General features: G+C 72.3%; 17 protein-coding genes and 4 pseudogenes. 9 read left to right on the forward strand and 12 right to left on the reverse strand.

Annotation, left to right across the window (positions count from 1 at the left end):
- Positions 1 to 14: 14 nt before the first annotated feature.
- The 4 genes from AC3ET4_RS25665 to AC3ET4_RS25680 all read right to left on the reverse strand — a co-directional run bounded on the left by AC3ET4_RS25665 (position 15) and on the right by AC3ET4_RS25680 (position 7222).
- Positions 15 to 1295, reverse strand: coding sequence for an aldehyde dehydrogenase family protein (locus tag AC3ET4_RS25665; RefSeq protein WP_431953379.1), 1281 nt, complete (start codon positions 1293 to 1295; stop codon positions 15 to 17).
- Positions 1296 to 1467: 172 nt separating this feature from the next.
- On the reverse strand, positions 1468 to 6108 hold the full coding sequence (locus tag AC3ET4_RS25670) for a family 78 glycoside hydrolase catalytic domain (protein WP_431953381.1): 4641 nt from the start codon (positions 6106 to 6108) through the stop codon (positions 1468 to 1470).
- 104 nt (positions 6109 to 6212) lie between these two features.
- Complete coding sequence (locus AC3ET4_RS25675; RefSeq protein WP_431953383.1) at positions 6213 to 6731, reverse strand: RNA polymerase sigma factor; 519 nt, start codon at positions 6729 to 6731, stop codon at positions 6213 to 6215.
- 293 nt (positions 6732 to 7024) lie between these two features.
- Entirely contained in the window at positions 7025 to 7222 is a 198-nt protein-coding gene (locus AC3ET4_RS25680; RefSeq protein ID WP_431953385.1) for a hypothetical protein, read from the reverse strand.
- A 305-nt stretch (positions 7223 to 7527) separates the two neighbouring features.
- On the opposite strand from AC3ET4_RS25680, the pseudogene AC3ET4_RS25685 reads away from it, so the two are divergent.
- Positions 7528 to 8023, forward strand: a pseudogene (locus AC3ET4_RS25685) (Tn3 family transposase); the annotation flags it as partial.
- A gap of 65 nt (positions 8024 to 8088) precedes the next feature.
- On the opposite strand, the gene AC3ET4_RS25690 reads toward AC3ET4_RS25685, so the two are convergent.
- Positions 8089 to 8889, reverse strand: coding sequence for an SDR family NAD(P)-dependent oxidoreductase (locus AC3ET4_RS25690; protein WP_431953387.1), 801 nt, complete (start codon positions 8887 to 8889; stop codon positions 8089 to 8091).
- A gap of 88 nt (positions 8890 to 8977) precedes the next feature.
- Between AC3ET4_RS25690 and AC3ET4_RS25695 the strand changes: the two genes are divergently transcribed.
- Positions 8978 to 9829, forward strand: coding sequence for a helix-turn-helix transcriptional regulator (locus AC3ET4_RS25695; protein ID WP_431953389.1), 852 nt, complete (start codon positions 8978 to 8980; stop codon positions 9827 to 9829).
- A gap of 520 nt (positions 9830 to 10349) precedes the next feature.
- Here the strand turns inward: AC3ET4_RS25695 and AC3ET4_RS25700 are convergent.
- From AC3ET4_RS25700 to AC3ET4_RS25710, 3 genes are read right to left on the reverse strand one after another with little or no spacing between them, the layout of a single operon-like run.
- Positions 10350 to 10652 carry a hypothetical protein gene (locus tag AC3ET4_RS25700; RefSeq protein WP_431953391.1) on the reverse strand — a complete coding sequence of 101 codons (303 nt, stop codon included), beginning with the start codon at positions 10650 to 10652 and terminating at the stop codon, positions 10350 to 10352.
- Positions 10649 to 11020, reverse strand: coding sequence for a fic family toxin-antitoxin system, toxin component (locus AC3ET4_RS25705; protein WP_431953393.1), 372 nt, complete (start codon positions 11018 to 11020; stop codon positions 10649 to 10651). The genes AC3ET4_RS25700 and AC3ET4_RS25705 overlap by 4 nt, the downstream gene beginning before the upstream one ends.
- Positions 11017 to 11340, reverse strand: coding sequence for a type II toxin -antitoxin system TacA 1-like antitoxin (locus AC3ET4_RS25710; protein WP_431953395.1), 324 nt, complete (start codon positions 11338 to 11340; stop codon positions 11017 to 11019). The genes AC3ET4_RS25705 and AC3ET4_RS25710 overlap by 4 nt, the downstream gene beginning before the upstream one ends.
- A 379-nt stretch (positions 11341 to 11719) precedes the next feature.
- On the opposite strand from AC3ET4_RS25710, the gene AC3ET4_RS25715 reads away from it, so the two are divergent.
- Complete coding sequence (locus AC3ET4_RS25715) at positions 11720 to 14179, forward strand: SpoIIE family protein phosphatase (protein WP_431953397.1); 2460 nt, start codon at positions 11720 to 11722, stop codon at positions 14177 to 14179.
- 373 nt (positions 14180 to 14552) lie between these two features.
- On the opposite strand, the pseudogene AC3ET4_RS25720 reads toward AC3ET4_RS25715, so the two are convergent.
- Positions 14553 to 14891 (reverse strand): annotated as a pseudogene (locus AC3ET4_RS25720) (S8 family serine peptidase); the annotation flags it as partial.
- A gap of 195 nt (positions 14892 to 15086) precedes the next feature.
- Here AC3ET4_RS25720 and AC3ET4_RS25725 point away from each other — a divergent pair.
- The 3 genes and pseudogenes from AC3ET4_RS25725 to AC3ET4_RS25735 form a co-directional block, all read left to right on the forward strand.
- On the forward strand, positions 15087 to 15569 hold the full coding sequence (locus AC3ET4_RS25725) for a protein-tyrosine phosphatase family protein (protein WP_431953399.1): 483 nt from the start codon (positions 15087 to 15089) through the stop codon (positions 15567 to 15569).
- A 15-nt stretch (positions 15570 to 15584) separates the two neighbouring features.
- Entirely contained in the window at positions 15585 to 15899 is a 315-nt protein-coding gene (locus tag AC3ET4_RS25730; protein ID WP_431953421.1) for a Tn3 family transposase, read from the forward strand.
- Between the two features lie 18 nt (positions 15900 to 15917).
- A pseudogene (locus tag AC3ET4_RS25735) lies at positions 15918 to 16007 on the forward strand (hypothetical protein); the annotation flags it as partial.
- 153 nt (positions 16008 to 16160) lie between these two features.
- Here the strand turns inward: AC3ET4_RS25735 and AC3ET4_RS25740 are convergent.
- Positions 16161 to 16916, reverse strand: a complete 756-nt coding sequence (locus AC3ET4_RS25740; RefSeq protein WP_431953401.1) for a GbsR/MarR family transcriptional regulator — start codon at positions 16914 to 16916, stop codon at positions 16161 to 16163.
- A 227-nt stretch (positions 16917 to 17143) separates the two neighbouring features.
- On the opposite strand from AC3ET4_RS25740, the gene AC3ET4_RS25745 reads away from it, so the two are divergent.
- Positions 17144 to 17809 carry a DUF4097 family beta strand repeat-containing protein gene (locus tag AC3ET4_RS25745; protein WP_431953423.1) on the forward strand — a complete coding sequence of 222 codons (666 nt, stop codon included), beginning with the start codon at positions 17144 to 17146 and terminating at the stop codon, positions 17807 to 17809.
- 155 nt (positions 17810 to 17964) lie between these two features.
- Positions 17965 to 18783: an alpha/beta fold hydrolase gene (locus tag AC3ET4_RS25750; protein ID WP_431953403.1), complete on the forward strand. Its 819-nt coding sequence runs from the start codon at positions 17965 to 17967 to the stop codon at positions 18781 to 18783.
- 178 nt (positions 18784 to 18961) lie between these two features.
- Here AC3ET4_RS25750 and AC3ET4_RS25755 read toward each other — a convergent pair.
- Positions 18962 to 19211, reverse strand: a pseudogene (locus tag AC3ET4_RS25755) (helix-turn-helix domain-containing protein); the annotation flags it as partial.
- A 443-nt stretch (positions 19212 to 19654) separates the two neighbouring features.
- Between AC3ET4_RS25755 and AC3ET4_RS25760 the strand changes: the two are divergent.
- Complete coding sequence (locus tag AC3ET4_RS25760) at positions 19655 to 21352, forward strand: amidohydrolase (protein ID WP_431953405.1); 1698 nt, start codon at positions 19655 to 19657, stop codon at positions 21350 to 21352.
- A gap of 99 nt (positions 21353 to 21451) precedes the next feature.
- Here the strand turns inward: AC3ET4_RS25760 and AC3ET4_RS25765 are convergent, their stop codons facing one another.
- Positions 21452 to 22579, reverse strand: coding sequence for an ML domain-containing protein (locus AC3ET4_RS25765; protein WP_431953407.1), 1128 nt, complete (start codon positions 22577 to 22579; stop codon positions 21452 to 21454).
- Between the last annotated feature and the right edge of the window lies 1 nt (position 22580).

Below are 22580 nucleotides of genomic sequence, written 5' to 3' on the forward strand. Positions count from 1 at the left end.
TGTCCGGATCGGCTTCAGGCGGAGCCGGTGATCGCGGCGGGGCTGGCGGTCGGGACGACGACGTACTGCCTCAGGGACAGGTCGCGGAACGTCACCGGCCCGCGCGGGCCGGGCACCCGGTCGATGTTGATGCCGGTCTCGGGCAGCCGCAGGAGCTTGGAGCCGTCCAGGAGCCGGGTGCTGCAGTTGTGGAAGACGCCCGATCCGGCATAGGCGTTGATGAACGCGGCGGCGGCGGCCGGGTCCTCGGTCACGACGGCGGCCGCCAGACCGGAGGTCTCCCGGTTGGCGATGCCGGCCGCGTCCACCGGTCCGGCGGCGGCGTCGATGGTCACCGTTCCCGGCCGGTCGGCGTCCAGGGACCACTCGTACCCCCGCGGGTGCGGGTGCGGGGGCAGCGAGGCCGCGATGCCGAGGCCGTCCAGGGTCTTCAGGACACCGGGCAGCAGGGCGTCGTAGACCGACTGGTCGATCAGCAGCAGATTGAGCCGGTTGCAGACGCCCAGGCGGTCCAGGCTCGCCGCGACGATCTCCTGGACGGCCTGCTCGTCGGCCGCGGCGCCCACGTACAGCACGCCGCCGCCGTCGGCGTGCGCGAGTGTGCGGACGCCGTGCCGGGCTGCCTCCCGGCCCAGGTCACGGGTGCTGTCGCCGCTGCCGCGGAGGATCACCAGCGGGACGAGGTCGGGCATGCGCACCAGTTCCCAGGCCGCCGCGCGGTCCTCACGGGGGACGAGCTGGATCGCCGCCGGATCCAGGCCGACCGCGGCCAGCGCCGGGGCGATCACCTGCTCCACCAGCGCGCGCCCGGAACGCAGGGCGGCCGACCCCGTGCGCAGCACACCGGCGTTGCGCGACTTCAGGAACTGCGAGGCGATGTCCACGGTCACGTTCGGGCGGGCCTCGAAGTTCGCCCCGATGACCCCGACGGGGCGGCGGCGCTCCAGCAGGCTGAGGCCGTCGGGGCGTTCCTCGAGGAGCCTGTCCAGCGGCTCGTGGGGGACGTCGGCGAGTTCGAGCAGTCCCGCCGCCATGGCCCCAAGGCGCGGGGCGTCCAGGCGGAGCCGGTCCTGGAGCGCGGCGGACATGCCGCCCGCTGCGGCGGCGTCGAGGTCGCGTGCGTTGGCGGCCACGAGCGCCGGCTGGTTCGACTCCAGCAGGCGGGCCATCTCGCGCAGCGCCGCGTCGATCGTGGCGTCCGAGGCCCGGGCGAGCTTTGAGGACGCCTCCAGCGCGCGGCCCGCGCAGGCGCGCACGACGGCGGCAAGGCACTCGTGGTCATGACGGCTGGTCAACCCGGGGCCTCTCGCGTACCGACGGTCAGGGTCTGCGGACCCACCGTAGCAGTCGGGGAGATCGGGAAAGGGGCCGTGGTGTGTGTGCGGTCGCCTTCGCGGCGTGCCGCGCGGGGCCGTGTGCCCGGGCGCCCCGTGGCGGGGGGATCGGGCACACGGCGGTGGCCGGGTGTCAGTCGAGGGGCACCACCCACACATCCGCGATCGAGGGGTCGTAGTCGGCGCCGGTGTCCTGGAAGCGGAGCCGGACGGTGCCGTCGGAGGTGGCGGCGGAGGGGTCGACCACGAACTGGTGGACGACGGTGCCCTGGCCGCCTTCGCTGCGGCTGAGGTCGACGCTGTGCACCACCTGGCCGTCGGCCTGGACGTCGTAGGTCTTGCGCCGGGCGCCGTCGAAGGTCTCCACGACGCGGATCGCGAAGCGGCCGTGGGCCGGCACGGCGGCGTCGAACTCGAACCAGCCTCCGGGGTAGGAGGAGTGGGTGTAGCGCCGGGTCAGCCCGGCCTCGGTGTTCGTTCCCGAGTACTGCGACGCCGTCAGCCGGTGGGCGGTCTCCGACGGGCCGTCACCGAGGTCGACGTGGTCGCCGGCCTGTGCGGGCGGGGTGGGCAGCGAGACCGTGATCGTGCCGGTCGCCCGCTCGGCAGGGGTCGGGCCGGTCGCCGCGGTGAGCGCGGCCTTCCCCTCGGCGATGGTGAGCGGCACCGTCACGACGGCTTGGACCGTCGCCCGCTCCCCCGCGTCCAGGCGGTAGCCGACCGGGTCCGGTGTCGGCCAGCCCTCGGGGAGGTCGAGGGTGAGCGTGCCGGACTGCGTCGTGTCGGTGCGGTTGGTCAGCACGGCGGCGACGGTGGCTCGTTGGCCGGGGCCGGCCGCCTCGGGCGTGGTGGTCACCTTCTCGATGGCGACGCCGGGGGCGACCGCCAGGCCCGCCGACACCGGGAGCGTCGCGGTTCCTCCCGTGTACCGGTAGGCCACCTGGCCGGTCAGGTCGGCCAGGGATGCCTTGGCGTCGGGTGCGACCGTGACGTCGTAGGCGTGCTCGAGGGTGCGGCCCGCGTCCGCGGTGGACGCGTGCCGGCCCGCGGGCTCGACTATCCAGTCGGCGGGCGCCCGCAGGGAGGAGTCGACGCCGGTCAGCGGCCGCTTGCCGGTGTTCTTCAGCGCCACCGTCACGCGGACGGTGTCGCCGGGGAGGATCTCGCCGGACGGCACGTCCAGTGTGGCCACCGCGCCGACCAGGCGCGACGACGCCCGCGAGAGGGTCTGCTCGATGCCGCTCAGCGCGTCACGCAGCTTCGTGGCCGTCGTCTTGTCGATCGTGCCCTGCTCGGCGTACGCCCCGGTCCGGCGGTCGAGGTCCGCGGCGCCGGCGAGCGCGCGGTGCACCGCGGCGGCGGTCTGCCGTTCGTCCGCGCCCTGGTCCTGCAGGCGCCAGGCGGTGTCGAGTTCCTTGCCCGTCGATGCGGTGCGCGTCTGCAGGTGCGCCTTGGCGGCCTTGCCGGGGCCGCGGGCCGGCAGCGCGTCGACGTCGGCGGCGAACGACGCCGCCTGTGCCCGGGCCGCGCCCAGGTCGCCGAGGACCGGGTCGACCGCGAACGCGTAGTGCCCCGAGCCGATCTCCAGCACGACGTCCCCGCCGTCCTGCTCGAGGTAGGTCACCTCCTCGACCTCGCCGATCGGCCTGCCGCCCTCGGTGACCGCCCAGCGGTTCGCCGCCGGGACGCGTACCTGGGCGGTGGTGTTCGCCGGCACGGTGACGTCGAGCCTCATCGCCCCGCCGGTGGTGTCCCATGCGCTGCGCACGGTGCCGTACGGGGTCTGGTGGCGGAAGTCGACGTGGTGGATGCCCTCGCCGGGCTGCGGGGCGATGAGCACCTTGCGGTAGCCGGGCTCGGCCGCGGAGACGCCCGCCATGGTGCGGTACATCCACTCGCCGACCGCGCCGTAGGCGTAGTGGTTGAACGAGTTCATGCCCACGTCGTTGAAGGTGCCGTCGGGGTTGATGGAGTTCCAGCGTTCCCAGACCGTGGTCGCGCCCTTGCCGATCTCGTAGCCCCAGGACGGGTAGTCCTCGTGCTGCAGCAGCCGGTAGGCGATGTCGGAGCGGCCGGCCTCGGTGAGGGCCGGCAGTAGTCCGTCGACGCCGAGGAAGCCGGTCGACAGGTGGTAGTCGCGGCGCTCGAGGGTCTTCACGAACTTGGCGACGACCTTCTCGCGCCGGTCGGCGGGGGCGAGGTCGCCCGTCAGTGTCAGGATGTACGCGGTCTGGCTGTCGCCCTTGACGGTGCCGTCGGCGCCGACGAACGCCGCCTGGTAGGCGGACCGGATCGCCTCGTAGCGCTGCCGGTACGCCTGCGCGTCGCCGTCGCGGCCGATGGCGGCCGCCATCTGCGCGAACTCGCGGGTGCTCTTGGCGGCGAACGCGGTGTCGAGTACGTCGGCGGGGGTCGCGTCGTCGAGGTTGAGCCAGTCGAGGTAGCCGCCGGCGGAGCGGATGTGGCCGGTGGAGTCGGCGTCGAGGAAGTCGACGTAGGCCTTCATCATGGCGTAGTTGTCGCGGATGACGTCGGTGTCGCCGTAGGCCTGCCACAGCGTCCACGGCACGTGCACGCCGGCGTCCATCCAGCCGGCCGACTCGTAGCCGCCGTCGAAGCGGCCGGGGACGACGGGGGCGACGCCGGGCAGCGAGCCGTCGGGGCGCTGGGTGTCCCGCAGGTCCTGCAGCCACTTGGTCAGGAAGGACTGGGCGTCCATGTTGTAGACGGCGGTGCGGGCGAAGACGTTGATGTCGCCGGCCCAGCCCATCCGCTCGTCGCGCGCGGGGGTGTCCGTGGGGACCGACAGGAAGTTGCCGCGCATGCCCCACACGATGTTGCTGTGCAGCTGGTCGACCAGGTCGGAGTCGGTGTCCAGGCTGCTGGTGAGGTCCCCGTCGGTGCCGACGACGACACCGACGAGGTCCTCGGCCGCGGGGGCGGAGTCGACGCCGGATATCTCGACGTACCGGAAGCCGTGGAAGGTGAAGGACGGCTCGAACGTCTCCGGCCCGTCGCCGGCGAAGGTGTAGTGGTCGGTCGCCTTCGCGGTGCGCAGGTTCGCGGTGTAGAGCGTGCCGTCGGGGTTGAGGACCTCGCCGTGCCGGATCGTCACCGTCCGGCCCGGCTCGCCCCGGGCGGTGAGGCGGACGTGGCCGACCATGTTCTGCCCGAGGTCGTACAGGTAGGTGCCCTTGGTCGGCGAGTCGATCCGCTTGGCGGTCCGAAGTTCCTGGGTGACCCGTACGTCGACCGCGGTCTGCGGTTCGAGCACGTTCACCGGCTCGTCGCGGACCTCGGCCCCGGCCCAGTCCGCGTCGTCGAAGCCGGGTTCGTCCCAGCCGGTGACCTTCCTGGCCACCCGCGCGTCGTAGGACTCGCCGTCGAGCAGGTCGGCCTCGCGGGTCGGGCCGCCGGTGGTCGTCCAGGTGCCGTCGGTGCGGACGGTGGTGCTGGTGCCGTCGGTGAACTCCACCAGCATCTCGGCGGTCACCGAGGTGTCCTTGCCGTAGACGTCGGTGCCGAACATGGCGACCTTGCCGCTGTACCAGCCCGGTGCGACCTCGGCGCCGAGCACGTTGACGCCGCCGCGGACCTGCCGGGTCACGTCGTAGGTCTGGTAGTCGATGCGCTTGTCGTACGCCGTCCAGCCCGGTGCGAGTTCGGCGTCGCCGACGCGTGCGCCGTTGAGCCGCAGTTCGTACACGCCGCGCGCTGACGCGTAGACGCGTGCCCGGGCGACCTTCTTGCCGCCGAGGTCGAACTCCTTGCGCAGCAGCGGGACGGGCTCGTCGCGGCGCAGCCAGGCCTCGCCGCCCTCGCTGTCCACGCGCAGACCGCCGTCGGTGACGGTGCCGGAGGCGAAGGTGCGGTCGCCCGCCGGGAAGTCGGTGTCGACCAGGACGGTGCCGTCGGCGCTGGTGACCGTGACGTCGCGGACCAGGCCGCGCTCCGCGCCGCTGGTGCGGAAGCCCATCGTGCCGGGGCCGCCGAACGTCGTGTCGGTGCGCCGGTCCAGTTCCTTGCCGTCGACGGTGGTGGTGATCGTGTCGCCGTCGACGTCGATCGCGTAGTCGTGCTCGGCGGCGAAGTCGAACCCGGCCGGGAACGGCGTCGCTTTGAGGACCGAGTAGGTGCTGTTGCGTTTGACGTGCGGGCGCAGCGCGTCGTCGGCGTCGCTGATCTGCCACATGTAGGCGTTCTCGGTGTCCTGCCCGCGGAAGTAGACGCCGAGCGCCCCGTTGATGCCGGAGGCGGTGAACTTGACGGTGTAGTCGGTCCACTTGGCGTCCGGCGCCGGTGTCCGCACGCCGATCCACGAGGCGGTCCACGGCCGGTCGCCCAATGCGGTGCCGAACGTGGCGGGCGCGCTCCACGGGGAGGCGGCGCCCCGGTCGTCCCATACCCGCACGGACCAGGCGTAGTCGGTGCGCGGCTGCAGCGCGGGGCCGCCGTAGCGGACGCCGACCGACTGGCCGGAGGAGACCTTGCCGCTGTCCCAGACGTCGGGGTCGTCGAGGCGGCCGGCCGACGAGGCGACGCGTATCTGGTAGGCCCGCTGTGTGACGCCGCGGCGCGGGGAGTCGAGCTGCCAGCTGAGGGAGGGCGCGGTGGGCGGGATGCCGAGCGGGTCCTCCAGGGCGTTGACCGTCAGCGCGCTGACGCTCGTCGCGGCGGCGGGGGCGGCTGGCGGTGGACTGGCTGCCGTCGCCGTCGCGGGTGCCCCCACGACGAAGACGGATGCAGCGACCACGGCGGTGATCTGCTGACGCACGGGCGGCTCCTCGAGAGGCATTGAATCGCTTCAATGAGACACTCTGAGGGCGATCTCCTTCTATGGCAACGGTGTTGACAGACTTGACGAACGGATTCTCAAGATCAATGAATCGGTTTAAGCCGACGGGCCGTCGGACCCGTGCGGGGTCGGCGAGGTGACCGGCGGCCCGGCCCGCGAGCTTGCCGCGCGCGCCGCGGCGGGGGCGCGGCGGCGCGCTGCCGGGCAGTCAGCCCGTGGCGCAGGGGGATGGTTGGCGGGGTGGTCCACCTGGCGGAGGCTTCACACGCCACCAGGGACAGGCCGATCGGGGCGCCGATGTCGCCGAGGAGGGCTTCGGTGATACGCCCGTAGCGGGACATCGAGCAGCCCCCGTCCGGCAGCGGGTCGCTGTCCCCGGAGCCGGCCGGGGTCCACGTACACCAGCGCCGGTCGGCCTCCAGCGCGGGTTCGGCCACCGGAACCGCCGATATCGTGCGCAGCCGGGCGCGGCACACGTTGCGCACCACCATCCGCGGCCACGGACCGGCCGCGTCCGGATCCCGTATGCCCCCTATGCGGCGCAGTGCGATGAGCGCCGCGTCCTGCACGGCGTCCTCGGCGTCCGGTGCGACGGCGTGCATGCCTGCTCGGGTGCCGGGTCAGGGGCAGGCGGAGGGCACTCGCGTCACCTGCCTGTGCCGAACGCGCCAGTTCGGAGTCCTCGACCGCCCCGATCGGCACAAGGTCACGCAGTTCCCGGATGGTACGCGTGCGCGGTGCCGTGCCTTCACCGCCCGCATCAGGGCACCGTGCGGCGGCGGGCAGCGCGAGGGCGCCGGCCTCGCCGTCGCCGGTCCCCAGGCGAGCGGCCGGCGGACGGCGCCGGGGTGCGCCTGGTGGGGTGGCCGGTCCGGCGCCGGTCCGCGCGGCGGCGTCACCGCCCGTACTGGTCGGTGTACTGCGGCCCCTCCGTCTCGGCCTTGCATCCCTCAGCGCCGTTGGGCATGCCGTGGGAGAGCACGAGGGCGTAGGACTGCGGGACGAAGTCGCAGCCCTTGCCGGACCACTGGGACGCGAGGAACGTCCAGCCGACGGCGGCGGCGGCGAGCGTGTACTTGGTCTTGGCGTTCATGCAGATGACCGTGCCTCAGTCAGGTCGGGCGATCATGACCCGGTCGGGGATGCACACATTGGTATGACGCGATTGTGATCCTATGCGTGGGTGTGAGTGTGTACACGCCCAAGGGCGCTGTCCGTGTGGTGCCCGGGTTGTCGTCGCCCGGCGGGGTCGGACACGGTGGTGGTGGCCTCGCCGCCCGGGCAGGACGACGGCCGCGAGCCGGGGCGTCGGACAGGCCGAGGGTGGCGTGGGTGGCGACCTCGCCGCCTGGTGCGAGGGCGGCCGGCGGCTGGGGGCAGGATGGACACCCCCACGCTGTCGACTCCATCCGCATCGGCGCAGTCCGTGCGTACGACGTCATCCGCATGCTCTCTCGCGACGGCCGCCCCACCCCGCTCGGCGACGCCATCGCGCACTACGGGCGGATCGCAGACCTTGCATATCCTGCGCCCGGCCGACGAGCCCGGCTACCGCCTCCGGATCAAGGTGCAGGCCGACCTGCAGGAGGGCCGTCACTCTCTCGCCCGGAAGATCTTCCATGGCCGCTCCGGGCAGCTCTACCAGCGCTACCCGGACGGCATGGAAGACCAGATCGGGGCACTGCGGTATGTCCTGAACGCCGTCGTCCTCTTCAACACTCGGTACATGGACGCCGCGGTGAACCAGCTGCGCGGGGACGGTTTCGACGTCCGCGACGAGGACGTGGCCCGTCTCTCGCCGTGCGTACGGCACCACATCAGCATGCTCGGCCGGTACTCCTTCCACCTGCCCGACCTGCCCGACCTGCCCGACGGCATGCGGCCCCTGCGCGACCCGGACACCGCCGAGCAGGCCTGTCCGGCTCGCCAGAGCATCCGGGCAGCAGGCGCGTCTCCGGCTCATGCCTGCATGCCGCCGTCAACCGGGAGTACCGTCCCGGTCACATAGGAGGCTCGGTCGCTCAGGAGCCAGGCGGCGGCCTGGGCGATCTCGTCAGGGTCGGCCGCACGGCGCAACGGGGTGCGTGCGTTGAGCTGGTCGACGACGCCGGGTGAGCGGTCGTTCCATGCACGCACCATCTCGGTCAGCGTGGTGCCGGGAGCGATGGCGTTGACGCGGATGCCCTCCGGGCCGTAGGTGATGGCGGCCGACTCGGTGAGGCTGTTGACCGCCCGTTTCATCGCACCGTAGGCGGGCAGCGCGGGGTTGCCCGTCAGGCTGCCGACGGACGAGTTGTTGACGATCGCACCCGTGCCTGCGGTGGCCCGGATGGCGGCGACCTCGGCGGACATGGCCAGCCACGGACCCTTGAGGTTCACGGCGTAGACGTGGTCGAAATCCGCCTCGGGCACTTGGTCCATCGGGGCCGGCGGCACGCTGGTCGCTGCGTTGTTGAAGGCGACGTCGAGCCGGCCGTACAGGTCGACGGTGCGGTCGACGACGGCACGGACACTGGCCCCGTCGGCCAGGTCGCATACTGCGAACTCGGCGGTGCCGCCGGCCGCCCGGATTTCCTCGGTCACCGCCTTGAGCTGGTCCTGCGTGCGGGCCGCGAGCAGCACCCGGGCGCCCTCCCGGGCGAACAGGCGCGCCGCGGCGGCGCCGATACCGCGACCGGCACCGGTGATGAGGGCGACTTTGCCGGCCAGCAGGCCCACGGCCGCTGGGGTGGATGTGTCGGTGGTCTGTGCGTTGTTCATGGCAGCGAGCCTGTGTCCGGCGGCGGAGCCGATCCAGGCACCAGCGGTACCTGGATCGGCTCCGCGGCATCCGCGCACACTGGGTGGCGTGGACAGACGAGAGCTGGCCGGCTTCCTGCGCAGCAGGCGTGAGCGCATCAACCCTGCCGACGTGGGTCTGCCCGCCGGGCCGCGCCGCCGCACCCCGGGGCTGCGCCGCGAGGAGGTGGCGCAGCTGGCGTTCATCTCGACCGAGTACTACACCCGGCTGGAGCAGGCACGGGGCCCGCGCCCGTCGCGCGAGGTACTTGCCGGTCTGGCCCGGGCCCTGCGCCTGTCGGACGCCGAGCGCGACCACCTGCACCATCTCGCCGGCGCCCCGCCCGGTCCGCCGGCCGGGCCTTCCCGTGAAGTGCGGCAGAGCATCCTCGACCTGCTGCGGCGGCTGCCGCATGCCGCGGCGATCGTGCTGTCCGCGACCTACGAGGTGATCGCCTGGAACGACTTGGCGGCAGCTCTCCTGGAGGACTTCTCCGCTCTGCCCCGGCCCGAGCGCAACCTCGTGCGCCGTGCCTTTCTCGCACCACAATCGCGGGAGCGGCTGCTGTACGACCCGTCCGACGCAAAGGCGTTTGCCCGCGCCGCGGCCCGGCACCTGCGTGCCACCGCCGCCCGCTACCCCGATGACCCCGAGGTAGCCACGCTGGTGGATGACCTCCTCGCCGGCAGCGCGGAGTTCGCCCGGCTGTGGGCCGCCCACGACGTACGCGCCGAGCCCACCCTGCGCAAGACCGTCCGCCACCCGCTGATCGGCCCCATCACCGTCAACTGCGATGTCCTCGACATCACCGACCGAGACCAACAAGTCGTGATCTACACGGCCGATCCTGGCTCTCCCGCAGAGGAGGCGCTGCGGCTGCTGTCGGTGATCGGCACGCAGCGCATGGACGTGCCCGGCTGAGTCGAGCCAGGGTGGCAGTCTGGTCACGGGCGGCACCCGCCATCAGGACGCGTCCGATTCGACCCGGCTGCCGCTCGACGAGCGGTGTGCCTCGGCCCCTGCGCCAAGGACTCGTCGGCCGTGCTGGGCGGCTGACGGGCCGCCGGCGGCCGAAGGGTTCTGAGGTCGTCCCGCAGATGACGCCCTACGCCCTATTGCCTCAGTGCCGGTATCCCGCCTGATGGAGCCCTTGGGAGATGGCCTCTCCACGTGGCGCCCGGTGGGCTGGGCGCCGATCGCTTCGCGGAGATCCCGGACCCTCAGCACCGTGTATCCGTCGCCGTCATCGACGGCTGTCCCGGCCTTCGTGAGGTCCGTGCCCTCCCCTTCGGTGGCGCTATGCGCTGAGTAGTTGCGGCCGTGCGGCGCGGCGCTCTGCGGCCTCGCGGGCCTCCCGGCGGGTGGTGGCCGTGGCTCGGCGGGCGCCTGCGTACGACACCCGCGCCCACGGCTCCTTGCCCACCCCGGCGCAGCCCGTCCCCTACGGGCCCTTGCCATGCCGGCGGGCAGTGCCGTCGGCGCGGAGCGCCACGTCCTCCCCGCAGCCGTCACACCATCCGCGGGCGTCCGGATCGGGGATGTCCGGCCAGATGATCGCCCATGTCGGGTGCACGGTCGAGAGGTGCTTGTCGCCGTCCAGGCGGACCCGCAGGTACTGGTTCCGGAAGTCGACGACGGCCCCCTTGCAGGGCTCCTTGGCCGGATCCCAGTAGGCGATCTCCAGGTCCCGGCGGGCTGGGACGCCGTAGCGGCGGCGCACGTACTGGCTGGATCGGTTGCTCATCGGACGGTCCAGCCGCGGAGCGTCATGGCGATCTCTTCCACGGTGACCCGGCCGGCCTCCGCGTCGCGGACGAGAGCGGCCGCGACCTTGGGCTGGTAGTCCAGGCGGTAGCCCTGCAACTTCATGAACCCGTAGGTGCTCACCCACGCGAACTGCAGGTTCGAGTGCTCCAGGCAGGGAGTCCGCGCGAGCTGGTGCAGGAGCGCGGCCGCCTTGAGGTGATCCGAGCCGTAGCAGTCGCGCCCCATGGCGCTGGAGTGGACGCGGGCCACCGCTGCGTAGAGCACGCCCAGCTCGTGCACCTGCGGGTCACCGTCGACCTGCTCGGCAACATGCAGCAGGAACGGCACGTCAATGCCGTGGGTCACGCGGCGTTCCCGTGGCCGGCCTCGGCGCCGTCCAGCTCCTCGAGGCGGTGACGCGCGGCGAGAGCGGCGGCGCGCCGTTCGGTGTCGGGCACGTTGTCGCCGAGCTCGGCGAAGGCCTCGCGGGTGTACTCCATGGCTTCGCGGGCGGCCTCGAGGAAGACCCGCTCGACGGCCGTGGCGCGCTCGTAGGCGGCCGACAGCACGTACTCCTGCATGCTCACCCCGGCGGCCTTCGCGGCCCCGGCGATGGCCTCGTACTGCTCCGGGTCGGGGAAGCGGAGGCTCATGGCCTTCTTCTCGGTCTTCTCGGATGCGGTCACGGTGGCAACGCTACCACTGGTGGCATCCGCGGGGAGGGGATCCGGCGGGCCGGCTTGCCGGTCCCGTTTCCCGCCCGGCCGCCGTCGCCCGCCGCCCGATGTGGTTGCTTCGCCTGGTTGACGTTCGTGGCCGAGGTCGGCCCGGGGCGGGCGGCGTCGGGCCGGAAGGTCCGGCCGGCGCCGGGAGGTGTCCGCCGCGAGGGAAGGAGCCCCGTCGCCGCCGGTACCGGGGCGGCCGGGGCGTGTGGGCCGGGGGCTCGGTAGCCTGAATGAGGGTGCGGGCCTGGAGGAGCCCTGCCGTCGGCACGGTGACGGCAACCGCCTGGCAGGCGCCCCGGCCGGGACACCCTGGATCGTCGCCTTGCGTGCAGGACCGAATATGGGCAATCGTTCACAGGCTTCTTCGGGACGCCCTTCTTCCGGACGCCGCCTCACGGGGGCCTTTGGTGACGAGGGCGTCGCCGGTTTCCTCCTCGACGACGACGGCGTCGTCCGCGCGTGGAGCGCCGCCGCCGAGCGCCTCCTCGGTGTCCGGCCCGCGGATGTCGTCGGGCGCCCGGCGGCCGAGCTGTGGCCGGAGGCGTTCGCCGGGCACCGGGGGGAAGGCGACGCCGCGCGGGCGCCGGTTCCGGAACGGCGAGCCGTCCTGATCCGCCGTGACGGCGGCGACGACGTCGTCCTGCACCTGTCGCGGTTGCTCGAGCCGGGAGGGTGCGACGGCGGGGGCACCGTGGTCATCGCCGCCCCCGCGCCGCAGGCGGCCGCCGCGGAGGGCCAGGTGATCCTGGAGGCCCTCTTCGCCCAGGCGCCCATCGGCATCGCCGTCTACGACCGGGACCTGCGCTTCGTGCGGGTCAACGCCGCCCTGGAACACATCCACGGGATCCCCGAGGAGATGGCCGTCGGCCGGCCCGTCAGCGAGATCCTGCCAGGGCTCGACGCAGGGGCGATCGAGGAGAGGATCAGGGAGGTCCTGGACACCGGCCGGCCGGTCGTCAACGCCGTCCACCAGGGGCGCACCCCTTCCGACCCGGACCGGGACCACGTCTGGCACGTCTCCTCGGTCGCGCTGACCGCGCCGGACAACACCGTCCTCGGCGTCACCGATCTGATCATCGACATCACCGATCGTCACCGGGCCAAGGAGCGGCTCGCGCTTCTGGACGAGGCCGCCATGCGCATCGGCACCACGCTGGACGTGCGGCGCACGGCGCAGGAGCTGGTGGACGTGCTCGTGCCGCGACTCGCCGACGTGGCGACGATCGACCTGATCGACGACGTCATGCAGGGCGCGGAACCCGAACCGATGGGCCGCGGTTCCCTCACGATGCGCTGCCTCGCCCGCGCGGCCGCCGACCCGGACGTCGTCAACGGCATCCGGGGCCCGGGGGAACTGCAGGGCTTTCCCCCCGACTCGCCGCATGCGCAGATCCTCGCCGACGGCCGGCCGCGGTTGATCCCCGTCGTCCGCCCCGATGCCGGATGGCTGCGGGACACCGCCGACCAGCGGGTCCGAGAGTTGCTCAGGTGCGGGATCGACTCGTTGATCCTCGTGCCGCTGCGCGCGCGGGACGCGACCTTGGGCCTGGTGCACCTGTACCGGGGGCAGGGGGCGCAGCCCTTCGAACCCGACGATCTGGTCCTCGCGCAGGACATCGTCGCGCGCGCCGCCGTCTGCCTCGACAACGCCCGCCGCTACACCAACGAGCACACGGCCGCCCTCACCCTCCACGCGAGCATGCTGCCGCGCAGCGTCCCGGAGCAGAGCGCGGTCGAGGTGGCGCATCACTACCGGCCGTCGCGGGTCCACGCCGGGGTGAGTGGTGACTGGTTCGACGTGATCCCGCTGTCGGGCGCCCGGGTCGCCCTGGTCGTGGGCGCCGTGCCGGGAACGGGTTTCCAGGCGGCCGCGTGCATGGGGCACATCTGCTCCGCGATCCGCACGCTGGCCCAGGTGGACCTCACGCCCGACGAGTTGCTCGGCCAGATCGACGACATGGTGCCGCGGCTCCTCGAGCGTGAACACGCCACCGGGTCCGCGCCGGTGGTGGAGGCCCTCAAGGGCTCGACCTGCCTCTACGCCGTCTACGACCCCGTGTCGCGGCGGTGCGTCATGGCGAGCGCCGGGCATCCGCCGCCCGCCGTCGTCGGCCGGTCCGGACAGGTGTCCGTCCTCGACGTGCCGGTCAACAGCCCCCTCGGCCAGGGGGACCCGGTGTTCGAGCCGCTGGATGTGGAACTATCCGAGGACAGCACCCTGGTGTTCTCCAGCCACAGCCTCCTGCGCCCTGCGGACACGCCCGGGACACTCGCCGCCCGGCTCAGCAGCGTCGTCGCCGACCGGGGCCGCCCGATCGAGGAGACCTGCAGCGCCATCTCCGACCTGGTCGCCGCCCACCTCACAGTGGAGGACGGCCTGGCCCTGCTCCTGGCCAGGACCCGCCCCCTGGACCCGGGCAAGCTGGCCGCCTGGACCGTGCCGTGCGTACCGGCGGCCGTGGCCGACATGCGCTCACTGGCGGTGCGGCAGCTCAGCCAGTGGGGTCTGGAGCATCTGGCCTGCTCCACCGAACTCATCGTCAGCGAGCTCGTCACCAACGCCATCCGCCACGGGCACGACCCCATCCGGCTGCGCCTGATCCTGGACCGTACGCTGATCTGCGAGGTCAGCGACGCGGCGAGCACGTCGCCGCACATCCGCCGGGCGGCCACCACGGACGAGGGCGGACGCGGGCTGTTCCTGGTGGCGAGGTGCTCGCACCGCTGGGGCACCCGGTACGCCCCGGTCGGCAAGACCATATGGGCCGAGCAGATCCTGGAGCACGTCCCGACGGCCTGAGCCGGACGGCGGCCGGTCGTAGGCGGCGGGCCCGGTCGAAGCCCGCCGGGGGGCCGGGCCGGCCTGCGGCAGGTCACGCCCGCCGCGGCGAGCGCGGTGACCGGACCGGGGTCCACGCGCATGTCGCGATGCCCTGGCCCGGGCGCCGCGCGGGGCCCGGTCGTCACCCAAGGCAGTGCGCCGTCGCGTCGACGTAGCCGCGCGGGCATGCGCGGCCCGCCCCCTGCGGCCGGATGTGGGCCGGATGCGCCGTGCGCCGGCTGCCCGGGCGCCACCGGGCGATTTCGGCCCGCCGGGGCGTCAGGCGCGTTCGGGCCGGGTACGCCGTGGCGGGGCGGTGCCCGCCTGCGGCGTCCCGGCCCGGTGGGCCGTGCTACGGGGTGACGCGCAGCAGCCGGTTGGGGGATCCGCTGCCGGGGCTGGTGACCGCCCCTGTGGTGGCCGCCGAGGTCAAGGCGGTCGCCACCTGGGAGGGAGAGGCCGTCGGGTGTCCGGCGAGGTAGACGGCGGCGGCGCCCGCGACGTGCGGGGTGGCCATCGATGTGCCGGAGATGGTGTTGGACGCGGTGTCGCTGGTCCGCCAGGCGGAAGTGATGGACGAGCCGGGCGCGAACAGGTCCAGTGCGGAGCCGTAGTTGGAGTAGTTGGCGCGGGCGTCGGTGCTGGTGGTGGCGCCGACGGTGATCGCTTCGCTGACGCGGGCGGGCGATTGACATCCTCCCGGGCTTAAAGGCCCGGGATTCCCGCCTGCTCCCGCACAAGCCGTGTGGGTCGCTTCGGGTGGGTTCCTGCTTCACGGCGCGGTGCCGGGACGGGTCCCGGTCTCGAACTTCTCGCCGGACCCGACCGACCCCTGCCACCGACGTCCGACCCTCACCTGACCCCACCGAACGAAAGTGCTGCTGACATGCGCCCCACCATCTTCACCATCGACCTCCCCGGCCCAGGACGACTGAGCACCATGGCCAGACCCCGCGGCAATGACTGGCTGGAAGACGAGATGACCGCCCTGAGGGACTACGGCGTCGACATCCTGGTCTGCACGCTCACCGGACCCGAACTCGACGACCTCGGCCTCGCAGACGAACCCCGGACAGCCGCCACGGCCGGGCTGCAGTTCGTTGCCATACCCATCCCCGACCGCACCGTCCCCGACCGCACCACGATCCTGCCCACCCTGCACAGACTCGCCGAACAACTACACGAAGGCGCACACGTCGTCACCCACTGCCGAGCCGGCATCGGACGCTCATCCCTCCTCGCCGCCGCACTCCTCATCCTCAGCGGCGTCGATCCCGACACCTCCTGGCGCCAGATCGAACGAGCTCGCGGGCTCGCCGTCCCAGACACCGCCGAGCAGCGAGAGTGGACGATGGAATTGCCCAGATAGGCATGGTGTTGTCACATCAGATTCCACGGGACCTGCGACTACCCGGCCAGGCCGGACATGGGCCGCGAGATCCACAGCGGCCTCCAGGCCGCGGAGAACTGGAACAGCGCGAACACCGTCCCGCACCAAAAGGACGGTCGCCCTGACCGCCCGACAAGGAGCACGCCGAGGCATCGATGCTCGCCCTGCACCTGCTCCCGGTCCGCGCTCGTGCACATCAACACCCCGCTGCTTCAGCAGGTCCTGTCAGAGCCGACGTGGGCGTCGCGGCTGACGGGCGAGGGCCGGCGTGGGCTGACCGCGCTCTTCTGGTCGAACGTGAACCCCTGAGGCATTTTCCGGCCGGACATGGACGCCCGGCTCGGCCTGGGGTCGGCCATCGGCGATCTGGAGTCGCACGATCGGGCATGCCGCCGACTGGCGCTCAGCACCGACACGGCCGTGCTGAGCGTCGACTTCCGCCGGGCTCCGGAACACCCGTGGCCGGCGGCTCGGCTGCCGGCGCCCTTGGCGACCTTCGTGCGCAGGCGGACGGTGGCGAACGCCGACTCGATGGGGTTCGTCGTCCGCTGCGACCGTCAAGACGGCTGTCTATCGGCGATCCGGCCTTGGTGTGGGGGTGTTTCCTCGCGTCGTTCCGGGTCTCGTGTAGAGGACTTCGCGGACCTGCTCCGCGGCGCGCAGGATGCTCTCGCTCATGAAGTCGCTGAAGCGGGCGATGTTCTCCAGGCGGACGGCGGCCGGGCTGTCGCGGCCGAGGACGGCGACGCCCTGCCGTGCGATCTCGGCGACCTGGGCGGTGCCGCGGGCGCTGGCGATCGTCGACTGGTACCAGACGTCGTCGTCGACGAAGTAGCGCTCGCGGCGGCGTTCGTCGCGTTCCCGGCTGACGAGGCCCTGATCTTCGAGGAACGCGATCGCCTTGGAGACGGACGCCGCGCTCACCTGGAGGCGCTGGACCAGCTCGGACGCGGTGAGGCTGCCCGCGTCGGCGATAAAGAGGCAGGTCAGCACCCGAGCTGTCATCTTGGGCAGACCCTGTTGCGTCAGGAGGGTGGTGAACGCCTCCTCGTACTCGCGCACGGCCTCGTCGTCGCGCCCGTGGGCCTGCGCCGGCGCCCCCTGCCCTCGGGAAGGGGCGTGCTTGCGCCGGTGGGCGCGGCGTTCGGTGGCTCGGTGGGCCAGGTCGGCGCGGTAGGCAGTGGGGCCGCCGTTGCGCATCACCTCACGCGTGACCGTGGAGGTGGGGCGGTCCAGACGCCGGGCGATCTCCGCGTAGGCGAGGCCGTCGGCCAGCCCTAGCGCGATCTGCTGACGCTCCTGCTGGGTGAGTCTGCCTCCCGGCACCGCGATCTCCCTTCGTGCCTTCCCGGACGCCGTCATCGTAGCGTTCACCTACAGCCCAATGCAACAACCAGACAGCCTGTCATTGCGTTAGATTCACACTCGCCGCAACGAAAAATTGGGCTCTAGCTGCACTGACGCGGATTTCATGCAACGAGACGGTTGCCCATCCAGCGAACGCAACGTAGCGTTCACGGTGTTAGAAACTTCGAGTGCACAAGGAGAACATGATGCAGAAGTTCGACACCCCCGCCGCGATCTCCGCCGTCTTGGACATCCCCGCCGGACGCATCCAGCTCATCGCCGCAGACCGCGCCGACACCACCGTCGAGGTCCTGCCCGCCGACCCAGCCAAGAGCAGCGACACGAAGACCGCTGAGCAGACCACCGTCGTCTACGCCGACGGCATCCTGCGGATCACGGCCCCGGCAACGAAGAACAAGATCCTCGGCGCGCCCGGATCCGTCGAGGTGACGGTCCAACTGCCCGCTGGATCCCGCGTCGAGGCCAAGGCCGCCAGCGCCGAACTCCGCGGCGTCGGTCGCCTCGGCGACGTCACCGTCGACGGCGCGTACCGCCAGATCAAGCTCGACGAAGCCGCGAGCGTCCGCCTCACCGCGATCGACGGCGATGTCGAGGTCGGCCGGCTGGGCGGCCCCGCGCAGATCAGCACCACAAGGGGCGACATCCGGATCGCCGAGGCCGTACGCGGCACGGTCGAGCTCCGCACCCAGTCCGGCGACATCTCGGTCGCCGCCGCCGCCGGCGTCTCGGCCGTCCTGGACGCCGGCACCGACCACGGCCGCGTCAGCAACGCCCTCAAGAACGACGGCACCGCCGAACTCGACATCCGCGCCACCACCTCCCACGGCGACATCACCGCCCGCAGCCTCTGAAGAAGCCAGAGCCAGGACTGTCCGGCGGGGGCCCACCGCGATCGAGATCCCGTCGGCCGCCGCCGAGAACGCGGCCGTCCGTCCCAAAGCCCGCCCTCCACGCGCAGGGCCTGGAGAAGTCGTACAGGACGCTCCCAGGCGACAAGGAGAACCACATGACGAAGAACAGATACTCCTCGACCAGCTCGAAGTGGACCGGCATGGTGCCGGTCGACGATACGGCCCTGGCCGTCACCGACACCGGCGGTCCCGGTATCCCTGTGGTCTACCTCAACGGCCAGTTCGCCACCCAGGGGTACTGGCGGCGGGTCATCGCCGAACTGGGGACGGAATGGCGGCACATCACCTACGACGAGCGGGCCCGCGGCAGGAGATCGAAGCGTTCCGCGGACTACTCCTTCGAGGCCGCCGTTCGGGACGTCGATGCCGTTCTCTCGGCCAGGGGCGTGGACCGGGTGCTGGTGGTGGGCTGGTCCTACGGGGCGTTCGTCGCGGCGCACTGGGCCAGCCGGTATCCGGACCGTACCCTGGGCGCGGTCATGGTCGACGGCGCGCAGCCGTACGACTGGCTGGACGAGGCCATGGAGCAGCGGATCCGGAAGACGTTTCGGCGGTTGAACTTGTTCATGCCGCTCCTGCGCCCGACGGGCCTGACCCCGAGGATGACTGCCGCACAGATGGCGGACAGCAACATCGAGCTCGGCAGGCTCGCCCGCGAGCGCGAGCTGGGCCCCGTGCTGGACGACATCACCGTCCCGGCCCGCTACGTGGTCGCTTCGGGGACGTCTCTCGGAAGCAAGGGAGACGAGCAGGAGCGGATCCGCGCCGGCCTCGACGAAGTGGTCGCCCGTAACGCGAACATCAAGATCAGCGCGAAGGTCGCCAGCAATCACGGTGCGATCCTCAAGAAGGACTCCCCTGCCGTTGCCGAGGCCGTACGCGAGGTCGCCGCCCTCGACCGCGGCCGGCGCTGAAGACACGATCAGCGGAGTGACGATCAGCCAGGCCGCGTCGCCGGTGTCATGGGCGAGACTCACGTGCCGGCAAACGATCGCCTGCCGGCACTCGCCCGCTCCTGATCACGTACCCGCAGGTGGGCAAGAGCCGGCACCTCGCGTCGGGCTCCCCTGGTGTCCGCGGCGGGACTCCGGAGCCCGGTGGGGCTGGGGCGGGCGGGGCCCCTCGGGGCGAGGCGGGCTTGCGCCGGCGGGCGCGCTGCTCCGTGCGCGGTGGGCAAGGTCCGCGCGGTAGCCGGTGGGGCCGCCACATTGCGCATGACCTCACGGGTGATCGTCGAGGTCGGACGGTCGAGGCTTCTGGCGATCTCCGCGTAGGCGAGGCCGTCGGCAAGGCCCGGCCCGATCGGCTGACGGTCCTTGTGGGTGAGCCTGCCTCCCAGCATCGCGCGCTCCTCCATGTCGTGCGAGGCGGCCTCCGGCGTAGCGTCCACCGTCACCCCCGTCGCCAATCGACGCGGGCGCGGGAGGTGCGGCCGTGAGCACTGCCATTGCGCCGAAAACGGCGGCCGTGAGGTGTGCTCACGTGTCCGGCACGCGGCGGCGCGGCTGTGCGCAGGCCGGCGGGCGACGCAGCTTCCCGTATCGGAAACGGCGGGCCGCCAGGCGGCGCCCCGGGGGGAAGTCCGCTCCCGCCCGCCGGGCTCCCCCTGTCCGAAAACGATCGGCCCAAGATCCGCTTTGGTGGAACTCCCGTCAGGCTGGCGTGTTCCGCCCTTTGCTCCGTTGCGTACCAGTCGAACGGGGTCCGCCGGCGGGCACCGGGGACCGGTGCCGGCCGGCCGGGGCGAACGACCCGGTTACCACTTACTGTGCAAGGAACGTTGACGTGACTGACCTCGATGCGGGGCGCAGGCGCCTGCTGAAGATGTTCGGACTCGGCGCGAGCGCCACGACCGCGGCCGTCCTCCAGGCCGATCCGGTCCTCGCCGCGACCCTGGGGTACGACGAGAAAATGGGCGTCTCCCCCGCGACGTACCGTGCGCCGGACGGTCTGGCCGAGGACACCGCGGCCAAGCGGACCGCTCTGGACTGGATCGCCGCGCACGAGAACGTCATCACCAAGCTGAGCGACGACGTGTGGGAGTACGCGGAGCTGTCCCTGCGCGAGTGGAAGTCCTCCCTGGCCACCGCCCACCTGCTGAAGGCGAACGGCTTCCGTGTCCAGTGGGGCTCGGCCGGCCTCCCGACGGCCTTCGTCGCCACCTACGGCAGCGGCGGGCCCGTGATCGGTTTCAACGCCGAGTACGACGCGCTGCCGGGGCTGTCGCAGAAGAAGGGCGCGGCCGGTCACGACCCGCTGGTCTACAACTACGACGCCTACGGCCCCACGTACGGTCCCGGACACGGCGACGCCCACAACGCGCTCGGCGCGGGCGGCACGGCCGCCGCGATCGCCGTCGCCAAGGCCGTCGAGGCGCACCGCCTCAAGGCCACGGTGAAGGTGTTCGGCAGCGCCGGCGAGGAACAACTCGTCGGCAAGGCCTACGCCGTCAAGGCCGGCGTCTACGACGGCCTTGACGCGTTCTTGGACTGGCACCCGTTCAACATCACGGTGCCGTTCTGGAACACCACCAGCGCACTGATATCCGCCACTTTCACCTTCCTCGGCGCCTCCGGCCACGGCGGCACCCCGCTGGGCAACAAGAGCGGCCTGGACGGGGCCCTGCTGATGGCGACCATGTCGGAGTATCTGCGCGAGAAGAACGTCGCGCCCTCGGGCCGGTTCCACTACGCGATCATCAACGGCGGTGGCGCCCCCAACGTGACGCCGGACATGTGCTCCATCTGGTTCTTCGTCCGCGAGGGCAGCCCGGCGCGCGCGAAGGTGCTGTACGAGAAGATCGTGGACTGCGCGAAGGCGGCGGCCCAGGCCAGCCAGACCCGTCTGGTGCACAAGTTCCACTCCGCGACGTGGAACCTGCTGGCGAACAAGGCGGGCGCGGAACTCCTGGCCGACAACATGCGGCAGATCGGTGCCCCGAAGTTCACCGACGCCGATCACGCCCTGGCCAAGGCCGTGCAGAAGTCGCTGGGCCGGCCGGAGACGGGCATGCCCACCGCGCTGACCCCCCTGGTTCCCCCGGCGGCCGCCTACACCGGCGGACTGGCCACGGACACCGCCGACATCAGCTGGCAGGCGCCCACCGCCGTCCTGCTGTCGGCGACCTACCCGCCCGGCCTGCCGAACCACAACTGGGGGGTCACCGCCACGGCGGCCACCAACATCGCCCACCAGGGCCTGCTCTCCGCGGCCCGGTACCTCGCCGCCGGCGCCGTCGACCTGATCGAGCAGCCCGAACGGCTCGAGGCGATGCGGCAGGAGTTCAAGGGCCGCACCGAGGGCGTCGCATGGGCCTCGATGATCCCGGACGGCACCCAGCCGCCGCTGTACGAGCCGCCCGCGGACTTCCTCAAGGCGACGGGCCAGAACTGGCCGCCCGAGGGCGTGACCTGGCCCGTGCCGCCGGTGATCGCCGCCGAGCAACTGGGCACCACCGGGCCCGATCTGCCGCCCGTGTCCTGATTTATCTGGGACTGGCCTGCACTGCCCTGCCCTCGGGGGGCGCCATGCGGCGCCCCCCGAGGGCAGGACGTCAGTACCCGGTGTGCGGGTTCACAGCGGTCAGGCGCGACCGCCGTTGACGCGCCGGCGGCGCAGCATGTAGACACCGCCACCGGCACCGGCGACCAGGAGCGAGGCGCCGAGCAGGGTTTCGGGGGTGTTCATGCCGATGGAACCGCCGAAGCCGGTGTCGGGGCCGCCGCCGTTGCCGCCGCCACCGCCGCCGCCGTTGCCGCCACCGCCGCCACCGCCGTAACCGCCGCCACCGCCGTAACCGCCGCCACCGCCGCCGCCGTGGCCGCCCTTGCAGCCCTTGTTGCCGCCGCGGCCGCCGCCCCACGAGTCGTCCATGTTGCGGCCGTCGTCGGAGGCGCCGCCGAAGCTCTGCGCGGTCAGGTCGTTGCCGTTGCGGTTGTCGTCGTTGCCGTTGTCGCCGTTGTCCCCGCCGTTGTCCCCGCCGTTGTCACGGCCGTTGTCGCCGCCGTTGTCGCCGCCGCCCTCACGGCCGCCGCCACCGTTGCCGCCGCCGTAACCGCCGTCATCGCCGCCGCCGTAGCCACCGCCGCCGTTGCCGCCGCCGCCGTAGCCACCGCCGCCGTTGCCGCCGCCGTAGCCACCGCCGCTGTCGTCGCCCCACCACGACTCGCATCGGTCGTCGCCGCCGTAGCCGTGGCCGCGTCCGTAACCCCCGCCGTGGTCACCGCCGCGACCGCCGCCGTAGCCACCACCGCCGTAACCGCCGCCGTGGTCGCCGCCGCGGCCTCCGCCGTCACGGCCTCCACCCTCACGCCCCTCGTTGCCGCGGCCCTCGTTGGCGCCGTTGTCGGCCGGGATCCGCAGGGTGTCGGTGTCGGTCTCCACAATGCCGGCGTTGGTGCACGTCACGACAATGGTGTAGGTGCCGGGGTCGATTCCCTGCGGGACGGTGAACGTACCGGTCCGGCCCGTCGCGGTGACCGTGGGCAGCGAGAAGGTGCCCGTCGGCAGGAACAGTCCGCCCGGGGAGGAGACGGCGGTCGCCGTACCAGCGAGGCAAGCGGCCCCGTCAGCGTTGATGGTGACGGGCTGTCCGGGATCCGCGGACGACGGGATGACGTTGACGCTGGTCTGGGCGAACGCGTGTGACGCTGGGAGAATCACCGCAGCGACCGTCATGGTCGCCGCCGCGAGAATGCGTGAACCACGCATG

The organism is Actinacidiphila sp. bgisy167, from assembly GCF_057707665.1.

What these genes read in the sequence shown, in the direction of transcription:
- AC3ET4_RS25745 (WP_431953423.1), top strand. Translation starts at nt 17,144, where the DNA reads ATGCAGAAGTTCGACACCCCCGCCGCGATCTCCGCCGTCTTGGACATC.
- AC3ET4_RS25715 (WP_431953397.1), top strand. Translation starts at nt 11,720, where the DNA reads ATGGGCAATCGTTCACAGGCTTCTTCGGGACGCCCTTCTTCCGGACGC.
- AC3ET4_RS25765 (WP_431953407.1), bottom strand. Translation starts at nt 22,579, where the DNA reads ATGCGTGGTTCACGCATTCTCGCGGCGGCGACCATGACGGTCGCTGCG.
- AC3ET4_RS25725 (WP_431953399.1), top strand. Translation starts at nt 15,087, where the DNA reads ATGCGCCCCACCATCTTCACCATCGACCTCCCCGGCCCAGGACGACTG.
- AC3ET4_RS25675 (WP_431953383.1), bottom strand. Translation starts at nt 6,731, where the DNA reads ATGCACGCCGTCGCACCGGACGCCGAGGACGCCGTGCAGGACGCGGCG.
- AC3ET4_RS25680 (WP_431953385.1), bottom strand. Translation starts at nt 7,222, where the DNA reads ATGAACGCCAAGACCAAGTACACGCTCGCCGCCGCCGCCGTCGGCTGG.
- AC3ET4_RS25750 (WP_431953403.1), top strand. Translation starts at nt 17,965, where the DNA reads ATGACGAAGAACAGATACTCCTCGACCAGCTCGAAGTGGACCGGCATG.
- AC3ET4_RS25690 (WP_431953387.1), bottom strand. Translation starts at nt 8,889, where the DNA reads ATGAACAACGCACAGACCACCGACACATCCACCCCAGCGGCCGTGGGC.
- AC3ET4_RS25700 (WP_431953391.1), bottom strand. Translation starts at nt 10,652, where the DNA reads ATGAGCAACCGATCCAGCCAGTACGTGCGCCGCCGCTACGGCGTCCCA.